The organism is Paraburkholderia sp. LEh10 (assembly GCF_017814945.1).
Taxonomy (GTDB): Bacteria; Pseudomonadota; Gammaproteobacteria; order Burkholderiales; family Burkholderiaceae; genus Paraburkholderia.
On the sequence record NZ_JAGIPX010000134.1, the window covers coordinates 1 to 8,437 of the forward strand.

At 61.8% G+C, this 8,437-nt stretch carries 8 protein-coding genes; 5 read left to right on the top strand and 3 right to left on the bottom strand.

Going from position 1 to position 8,437, the window contains the following annotated elements; translation table 11 throughout:
• Window positions 1-648: 648 nt before the first annotated feature.
• Entirely contained in the window at window positions 649-1,818 is a 1,170-nt protein-coding gene (locus tag J8I87_RS42600; RefSeq protein WP_209938581.1) for an acyltransferase, read from the bottom strand.
• Between the two features lie 241 nt (window positions 1,819-2,059).
• Between J8I87_RS42600 and J8I87_RS42605 the strand changes: the two genes are divergently transcribed.
• Both J8I87_RS42605 and galU read left to right on the top strand, forming a co-directional pair.
• Complete coding sequence (locus tag J8I87_RS42605) at window positions 2,060-2,203, top strand: hypothetical protein (RefSeq protein ID WP_209938582.1); 144 nt, start codon at window positions 2,060-2,062, stop codon at window positions 2,201-2,203.
• A 156-nt stretch (window positions 2,204-2,359) separates the two neighbouring features.
• Window positions 2,360-3,253: a UTP--glucose-1-phosphate uridylyltransferase GalU gene (gene galU / locus J8I87_RS42610; protein WP_209938584.1), complete on the top strand. Its 894-nt coding sequence runs from the start codon at window positions 2,360-2,362 to the stop codon at window positions 3,251-3,253.
• Window positions 3,254-3,335: 82 nt separating this feature from the next.
• Here galU and J8I87_RS42615 read toward each other — a convergent pair whose 3' ends face one another.
• Together J8I87_RS42615 and J8I87_RS42620 are read right to left on the bottom strand one after the other, a co-directional pair.
• Window positions 3,336-3,998 carry a phosphoribosyltransferase gene (locus J8I87_RS42615; protein WP_209938585.1) on the bottom strand — a complete coding sequence of 221 codons (663 nt, stop codon included), beginning with the start codon at window positions 3,996-3,998 and terminating at the stop codon, window positions 3,336-3,338.
• 42 nt (window positions 3,999-4,040) lie between these two features.
• Window positions 4,041-4,811: an IclR family transcriptional regulator C-terminal domain-containing protein gene (locus J8I87_RS42620; RefSeq protein ID WP_209938586.1), complete on the bottom strand. Its 771-nt coding sequence runs from the start codon at window positions 4,809-4,811 to the stop codon at window positions 4,041-4,043.
• Window positions 4,812-5,190: 379 nt separating this feature from the next.
• Between J8I87_RS42620 and J8I87_RS42625 the strand changes: the two genes are divergently transcribed.
• From J8I87_RS42625 to J8I87_RS42635, 3 genes are all read left to right on the top strand, one after another.
• Entirely contained in the window at window positions 5,191-6,036 is an 846-nt protein-coding gene (locus J8I87_RS42625; RefSeq protein WP_209938587.1) for a 3-keto-5-aminohexanoate cleavage protein, read from the top strand.
• 26 nt (window positions 6,037-6,062) lie between these two features.
• A complete protein-coding gene (locus J8I87_RS42630) occupies window positions 6,063-7,988 on the top strand; it encodes a bifunctional sugar phosphate isomerase/epimerase/4-hydroxyphenylpyruvate dioxygenase family protein (protein WP_209938588.1) in 1,926 nt (641 codons plus the stop codon).
• A gap of 204 nt (window positions 7,989-8,192) precedes the next feature.
• A partial coding sequence (locus J8I87_RS42635; RefSeq protein WP_209938589.1) for a porin occupies window positions 8,193-8,437 on the top strand: 245 nt, incomplete at its 3' end.

Consider the following 8,437-nt stretch of genomic DNA (forward strand, 5'->3'; position numbering starts at 1 on the left):
GCGGGGCGGCACTTACTTTCTTTGCCGCGGCAAAGAAAGTAAGCAAAGAAAGCCGCTCACACCGCCAACCCTTGACCTTTATCCACGGGCTCGCAACGTCCCCGCACTTCACATGGCAGCATGCTGAACTTGCCCGTTGCCCACGCGCTGATTGAATGCGTCACCCACTTCACGCGCTCGCACAGCGACTACCCGTGCCAGATGTTTCAGTGCCCTTTTGCGGCAAACCTATGTTGGTCGTCGCGCATCACAGGGCAGCGCCCCAACTGTGCAGAGACGTCACACAGCGAAGGTGTTCTGTGGCGCGACGGCCTACATAGGTTTGCCGCACAGGGCGCGGGATAATCGAGAGGCGTGGTTTGCATCGCGGGTGATCAAGCGGATGAGGCGCCGCTCAGTGCGCTAGCGACGAACGTGGGACAGCACGTTGCCATGCGAAGTGAGGGGATGTTGAGGGCCCGTGGCTAACGGTCAAGGGTTGGCGGTGTGAGCGGCTTTCTTTGCCTACTTTCTTTGCCGCGGCAAAGAAAGTAGGTGCTGCCCCGCACAGGGGCAACGCCCGCGCCGCGAGGCGCAATCGCGGATGCCAGCGATAGCGGCAAAACAACCCGCTATCGCGGATGCCAGCGAAAGCCCGATGAAATATCATCACCGCCCACCGGAGGATCTAAAGCTCGCTGACCATTTCATCGCAGGCAATTCGACGCACCGATAAAAAACCCACGCAACAGCGACCGCAACAGCCATGAACACGAAAGTCGGAAATATCGATACTTGCAACACGGACCGGAACATCACCGACGACAGGAGGACAAATATCGGCAAGTGAATCGAATACAGCGAAAAACTGAAGTCCCCAAAACGCGACAGCACACGAATCACAACTGTATCGTTCTGACGTCGGCTCTTCAGCGCCTCGCGCAGGTAGCACGCAAACCCCAAAGCCCACAACTGAAAGGCGAAATACTGTCCGTACCGAAACGCGGCGCAGCCACCAGCAGTCAAGAGCACGGCCGCGCCATACATCATCCACGGCCTCTGTGTTCGCACTTCGCGCTTCACCTGCAATTCGGCAATCCATGCCCCAAGCATCCAGGAGAACCAGAACGACGTGAAAAACTGCAGGTCGTTCCGCTCGAACACAAACACGGACGCGACGTTGACCAGCGCGACAATCCCCAGCACCGGCATCATGCCAATCCTGCGGCGCAGCGCGAACAGCAACGGATACACCGCGTAGAACTGCACTTCGAGAGAAAGTGTCCAGAGCGCGCCGTTCGAGCCGTAAGTCTTGCCCGCCACGCCTTGCAGCGAAAACAGATTGACGAAAAATGCCCGGGGCCCAATGTCAAGAATCTTGTGACTGACGGGCGGAAAGTGCAGGCTGGTCCAGTCGAGCGCCAGCGTGAGCAGCAGCGCGGCCAACAGCACCGGGTAAATCCGTGCAAAGCGCCGCGCCCAGAAGTTCATCGCGTCGAGCCGGTACGCGGAGTCGTTCAACAACCGCTGCGCGGCGCCGCGATGGATGCAATAGCCGCTGATGACGAAAAAGATCGGCACGCCCGCCGAGCCCCACGCGATCGGCAGCGTCAGGTACGCAACGATCGAGTTCAGATCGTGCGGCTTGCCCACGATCTGATGAAAGCTCTGCATGCCGATCCACTCGACCTGGCGGCAGTGAAAATACGCCACCAGCAGCGCGGCGAATCCGCGCATTGCATCGATGACGTGTTCCTTGTCGGCGGCTCTCGTCTCGTTGCGTGCCGCCGATGCTAAGGACAGGGACGAGCCAGTGGCGTCCAGTGCAGTATCGCTCATGCGCGGTCCTTGGTCGTTGATGAACAAACGGCGCGTCGCCTTTCAAAACGCGACGCGCCCGCGTGCTTATCGTAGGTGAAAGCTCGGATAAAAAATCGATAAAAAATGACTGGAATTATTTGATCCCGCACATTCATTTCCATTTGATGAACGCGCGAACAATTCGAAAAATCGCGTGAATTATTTGACGTTTTTTTCATGTTAGGTTGATGCGGGAAAACTTTTTGACCGAGGTAAAGTCATGAACCTGCATTTGATCGCCGGGGTCGCCGTGTTATTGCTGCTGGTTGCCGTCTCCGCCTACCGCGAAGCGTTGCGCAACGAGCCCATCGGCCGCATCCGGATGAATGCCGAAAAGTTGCCGCAACTCGACGAGCACGATTGAGCATCAGCGCGACAGGCTGCAAAAAGGAACCGAATTATTTAAGTGTCGTTTACCGCAACCGGCAAATAATTTTGCGCTAGTCTTTATCGGGCACGACAATGCGCCGTCTTTCACGGCGATTGCATACATTCAATCAACCGAGTGGAAATGCATACCATGCTGAAAGTCACCAAAGCCGTCTTTCCTGTTGCGGGTCTCGGCACACGTTTTCTGCCCGCCACGAAGGCGAGCCCGAAGGAAATGCTGCCCATCGTCGACAAGCCGCTGATCCAGTACGCGGTCGAAGAAGCGATCGCGGCGGGCATCACCGAAATGATCTTCGTCACGGGTCGCAGCAAGCGGGCGATCGAAGATCATTTCGACAAGTCGTATGAAATCGAGGCGGAACTCGAAGCGCGCGGCAAGGAGCAGTTGCTCGAGCTCGTGCGCAGCATCAAGCCGTCGAATGTCGACTGCTTCTATGTGCGTCAGGCCGAGGCGCTCGGGCTCGGCCATGCCGTGCTGTGCGCGGAAAAGCTGGTCGGTGACAGCCCGTTCGCGGTCATCCTCGCCGACGACCTGCTGCATAGCGAACAGCCCGTGATGAAGCAACTCGTCGATGTGTTCAATCACTATCACAGCTCCGTGGTCGGCGTGGAAACCATTGCGCGCGAGGCGAGCCGCTCGTATGGCGTCGTCGATGGCAAGGAGTGGGAAGAGGATGTGATCAAGCTGTCGGGCATCGTCGAAAAGCCGGCGCCTGACAAGGCGCCGTCGAATCTCGGCGTGGTCGGCCGCTATGTGCTGATGCCGACGATCTTCAAGCACATTCGCGCGTTGAAGCCCGGCGCGGGCGGCGAACTGCAACTGACGGACGCGCTGCAATCGCTGCTGGCGCAAGAGCAGGTGCTCGCGTATCGCTACTTCGGCACGCGTTTCGATTGCGGCAGCAAGCTCGGCTATCTGAAGGCGACGGTCGAATTCGCACTGCGTCACCCGGAAGTGCGCGCGCAGTTCGAAGACTATCTGCAGGGCTATCTGCCGCTGCATCTGACGGCTGCTGCCGCCTGAAAGCAACGCCAGCGGCAACGCGGGCGCATCTACAGGCGTTCGCGCTGCGCGTTCGTCGGCGCGAGCGCACGCGCGATGCGCGTCAGGCGTGCCCGCTGGCCGACGATGCGCGTGCGAGTATGGCGCGCACATCGTCGTCGGTGGTTTCGCTGAAGTCCGAGTAAAACTGGCTGACGCTAAAGAACAGTTCCGGCGCAGCGACGCAGACCAGTTCGTCGACCTCGCCGCCGATGCGCTCCTCGGCATCATGGGGCGCGACAGGCAGCGCGGCGACGATCTTCGCTGGACCGCGTGCGCGCAACGCGCGCGCCGCCACTTTCATCGAAGCGCCCGTTGCGAGCCCGTCGTCGACGACGATCGCGACGCGTCCCGCCACGTCGACACTCGCACGCTGCGGATCGCGAAACAGCGCTTCGCGGCGCGCAAGCTGCACCTTCTCGTCCGCTAGCACGCGCTCGAATTCAGGCTGCGACACGCCCGTCTCGCGCATCAACTCGTCATCGACATACAGCGCATCGCCCGACGCGATTGCACCCATTGCGAGTTCGCATTGCCACGGCACGCCGAGCTTGCGCACGATGAGCACATCGAGCGGCGCGTCCAGCGCCCGGGCCACTTCGTACGCAACGGGCACGCCGCCGCGCGGCAATCCGAGCACGACGACATCGCTGCGCTGCGCGTACTTTTTAAGCAGCCCGGCGAGCGCACGGCCCGCGTCCGCGCGATCATCAAATCGACGGTGCATGATCCGCTCCTACATTCGCTACAGATACGGCCATCCACTTCACTATAGGACGTTGAGCATCGCGAGTGCCGACTCCTGCAACGGACGCAACACACGATTGAGCGCCGCGTCCGTCGATTCCTTACCCATCGGCATATTCGTGCTGAGCGCGGCGACCACCTCGCCGTGGCGGTTCTTCATCGGCACGGCGACGCCACGCACGCCGATATCGAGTTGCTGCTCGATCACGGCGAAAGCATCCGCCTGCGCGCGGCGGATCTTTTCGAGCAGGCCCGTCTTGTTCGTGACCGTGTGCGGCGTGAAGGGCGCAAGCTGCGTGTCGTTGAGCCAGGCCTGCATCGCTTCCTGATCGCGGTGATACGCGAGCAGCACGACGCCCGGCGAGGTCAGCGGGGCGGGCACGCGCGCACCCAGCACGAAACCAGTGGTCATCACGCGCGAGGTCCCGTTGCGTGCGATGAACACCAGTTCCCACTCGTCGAGCACGCTCACGTACACCGATTCGCCAATCGTTGCGCTCAATTGCTGCAGATACGGCTGCACCGTCTTCGGCAGCCGGGCCGAATCGAAATACGACCAGCCCACACGCAACACGCGCGGCGTCAGCCCGTACAGCTTGCCGTCGCCATGTACGTAGCCGAGGTGTTCGAGCGTCAGCAGATAGCGACGCGCGGCCGTGCGCGTCATGCCCGTCAGTTGCGCGGCCTGGCTCGGCGTCAGGCGCGCGTGCTCGCTGTCGAACGACTCCAGAATGGCGAGGCCTTTCTCCAGCCCGGCAATCCAGTCCCGTTTGTCCAAAGGTGGTCGGTTCATAGCATTTACCCTGGTTCTGCGCGTTTAGCGCACTACTGCGGGCGATTATCGCGCGAAAGCGGCGTTTTGTTCTTGGGTCAAAGCGCATTTCCCTCATAGCATCGAATCAATACATGGCTGCCCTTGCGCACCCGGACACCACAAACCTCGGAGACGCCGTATGCCCGTCACAACATCCCGCCTGCTGCAAACCCGCGAAGCGCACGTTAGCCGCACATGAGCGTGCGATCAACGAACGTTCCTGTCGCGGGGAGCATTGCCCGCCCATCGACGCCTGGCTGTTCTTGAGTCGTTGCCGGGTTCCACACGCCGCGCTGCACGCACAGGTATAGCGAATGCGCCGCGCAGCATTACGAGTTTCATCGAAGAAGGTTCTGCCATGAGTGACACTACGAATCAGCCTTGCATCATCTCCGTCGCGATCACGGGCTCCGTGCCGCGCAAGAAAGACAATCCGGCCGTGCCGATCTCGGTGCCAGAGCAGGTCGAAAGCACGCACGAAGCGTATGAAGCGGGCGCGACACTCGTGCACCTGCATGTGCGCGACGAAGAGGAGCGTTCGAGCTCCGATCGCAACAGCTTCGCCGCGCTGCAGGAAGGCATCCGCAAGCATTGCCCCGACATCATCATCCAGTTTTCGACGGGCGGCCGCGGCCGGTCGTTCGAGCAGCGCGGGGCGATGCTCGACTTGCGGCCCGACATGGCGTCGCTCGCGACGGGCTCGGTGAACTTCCCGACCACCGTCTACGAGAATCCGCCCGACTTCGTGCGCACCCTTGCACAGACGATGCTCGATTACGACGTCAAGCCCGAAATCGAAATCTTCGATCTGGCGATGCTGTACAGCACCGTCGATCTCGTTCAGCAAGGGCTGCTGAAAGAGCCTGTGCACGTACAGTTCGTGATGGGCGTGAAGAACGCGCTGCCTGCGCGCCGCGAGATCCTCGAATTCGAAGTGGCGCAACTGAAGAAGCTGCTGCCGAGCGCGACGTGGACGGCGGCGGGCATCGGCCGCCATCAGCTCGAAGTGAACTACTGGACGCTTGAAATGGGCGGCCATTGCCGCACGGGCCTCGAAGACAATGTGCGCTGGGACAAGGACACGCTGGCAAAAAGCAACGCGCAACTCGTCGAGCGCGTGGCGAAGCTGTGCGGCGAATACGGCCGTCCCGTTGCGACCGCGAAGCAGGCTCGCGAGATGTTGGCGATCAGGCCCGCTGTGTAAAGACGATTCCTCACTCGAGCCATACCATGCTTCGCTCCATTGCCACCGTGTCGGTTAGCGGCACACTCGTCGAGAAGCTCGCCGCGATTCGCGCGGCAGGCTTCGACGGCGTCGAGATCTTCGAAAACGACCTGCTGTATTTCGACGGCTCGCCCGCCGACATCCGCAAACGTTGCGCCGATCTCGGCCTGCAGATCATGCTGTTTCAGCCGTTCCGCGATTTCGAGGGCGTCCCGAAGGAGCGGCTCGCGCAGAATCTGAACCGCGCGCAACGCAAGTTCGAGCTGATGCACGAGCTCGGCACGGATCTCGTGCTCGTGTGCAGCAACGTCAACGCAAACGTGATCGCCGACGACGCGCTGATCGTCGACCAGCTCGGGCAGCTCGCGTTGCTCGCCGAACGCGAAGGCGTGCGCGTCGGTTTCGAGGCGCTGGCGTGGGGCAAGCATGTGAATTCGTACCGGCACGCATGGCGGCTCGTGGACGCCGTCGATCATCCGAGCCTCGGAGTCATTCTCGACAGCTTTCATACGCTATCGATCGACGACCCGATCGATTCCATCGCCGACATTCCGGGCGACCGGATCGCGTTCGTGCAGATCGCCGACGCGCCGCTGCAAAAGATGGACGTGCTCGAGTGGAGCCGCCACTATCGGTGCTTTCCCGGGCAGGGCGACCTCGATGTCGCGGGCTTCGCGGATCGCGTGCTCGCGACGGGCTATCAAGGCCCGTTCTCGCTCGAGATCTTCAACGATGGCTTTCGCGCCGCGCCGACGGCCGCGACGGCGGCGGACGGCTATCGCTCGCTGTTGTACCTCGAAGAGCAGGCCGCACAGAAGCGCAAGGGTTCGAAGGCCACGCAGCCGCTGTTCACGCCGCCTGCGCCGCCTTCGCATTCGGGCTTCCAGTTCATCGAGTTCGCCGTCGATTCGACGAGCGCGCCGCGCCTTGCGCAACGCTTCACCGAGGCGGGGTTTCACGCGGCAGGGCGGCATCGGTCGAAGGATGTGACGCTGTATCAGCAAGGCGACGCATCGATCGTGCTGAACGCGGAAACCGATTCGTTCGCGAGCGAGTTCTTTCACCGACATGGGCTGTCGCTGTGCGCATCGGCGTTTCAGGTCGACGATGCGGCGCGGGTGTTCGAACGCGCGACCTCGTTCGGCTATGCGCCGTTTTCGGGCCGCGTCGGTCCGAACGAGCGCGTCGTGCCCAGCGTGCGCGCGCCCGACGGCAGCCTGCATTACTTCGTCGACGCGCGGCCCGATGAGCCGACGCTCTATGAGGCCGACTTCGTCCTGACCCAGCCGGCGCATGACGCCACGCAGCCGCAGTCCGCGCCGGGCGGCCTGGAACGCATCGATCACGTCTGCCTCGACCTGCCTGCCGATGCGCTCGATACGTGGATTCTTTACTTCAAGGCCGTGTTCGGCTTCGAGGCCGAGCCGGCCTGGCTGCTTCCCGACCCTTACGGACTGGTGCGCAGCCGCGCGGTGCGCAGCGCCGACCGGTCGGTGCGGATCATTCTCAACGCGTCGGAAGACGGACGGACTTCGACGGCGCAATCGCTGCACACGTATCGCGGTACAGGGCTGAATCATGTGGCATTCGTCACCGACGAGATCTTCGCCGCCGTCGAACAGTTGCGCGCACGCGACGTTCGGCTATTGCGGATCCCATCAAACTATTACGATGACCTTGAGGCACGTTACGATTTCGCTGCCGGCATGGTGACGAAGATGCGCGACGCCCACATTCTGTACGACAGGGATGCGCAGGGCGGTGAGTTCTTCCACGTCTATACCGAGCAAATGGACGGCCGCTTCTTTCTGGAAGTCGTGCAGCGCAAGGGCGGCTATGACGGATACGGCGCCGTCAATGCGCCCGTGCGGCTCGCTGCACAGGCGCAGCGCAGAAATGGCGAGGCGGCGCCAGAACGCTTTGCGCAGTAGAGAATCGCGCGGGCCTCGCAGTGCCCGTTGCCCGTCGCGATCCGCGCAACACCCGGCTTTTCCCGCTTTACTCCAGTTTTTCCGCAATACCACGCAGCACTGGCGGCGACGGCCTCCGTTTGTCCGTGCGGTTGCCGCCAACAAAGCGATGTCGAGCGGCGACGCGAAGCATCGCGATAACACTCAAACAGAAAGGATTTGGAGATGAAAAGACGTTACCCGGAAGTCAAAGCGGCATTGGCCGGCGCGGCGATGCTGGCCACGATACCCGCCTTTGCGCAAAGCAGCGTGACGCTGTACGGCATCGTCGATAACGGCATCGGCTATCAGTCGAGCTCGACGACGCTCGGCTCGACCTCGGGCGGCCACTCGGCCTTCAAGATGGTCACGGGCGTGTGGGCGGGCAGCCGCTTCGGCCTGAAGGGCGCGGAAGACCTGGGTGGCGGCAC

Bases quoted from the DNA above. Each gene is read 5' to 3' on its own strand.
- J8I87_RS42605 (WP_209938582.1), top strand. From the start codon at position 2,060: ATGAACCTGCATTTGATCGCCGGGGTCGCCGTGTTATTGCTGCTGGTT.
- J8I87_RS42600 (WP_209938581.1), bottom strand. From the start codon at position 1,818: ATGAGCGATACTGCACTGGACGCCACTGGCTCGTCCCTGTCCTTAGCA.
- J8I87_RS42625 (WP_209938587.1), top strand. From the start codon at position 5,191: ATGAGTGACACTACGAATCAGCCTTGCATCATCTCCGTCGCGATCACG.
- J8I87_RS42615 (WP_209938585.1), bottom strand. From the start codon at position 3,998: ATGCACCGTCGATTTGATGATCGCGCGGACGCGGGCCGTGCGCTCGCC.
- J8I87_RS42620 (WP_209938586.1), bottom strand. From the start codon at position 4,811: ATGAACCGACCACCTTTGGACAAACGGGACTGGATTGCCGGGCTGGAG.
- J8I87_RS42630 (WP_209938588.1), top strand. From the start codon at position 6,063: ATGCTTCGCTCCATTGCCACCGTGTCGGTTAGCGGCACACTCGTCGAG.
- galU (WP_209938584.1), top strand. From the start codon at position 2,360: ATGCTGAAAGTCACCAAAGCCGTCTTTCCTGTTGCGGGTCTCGGCACA.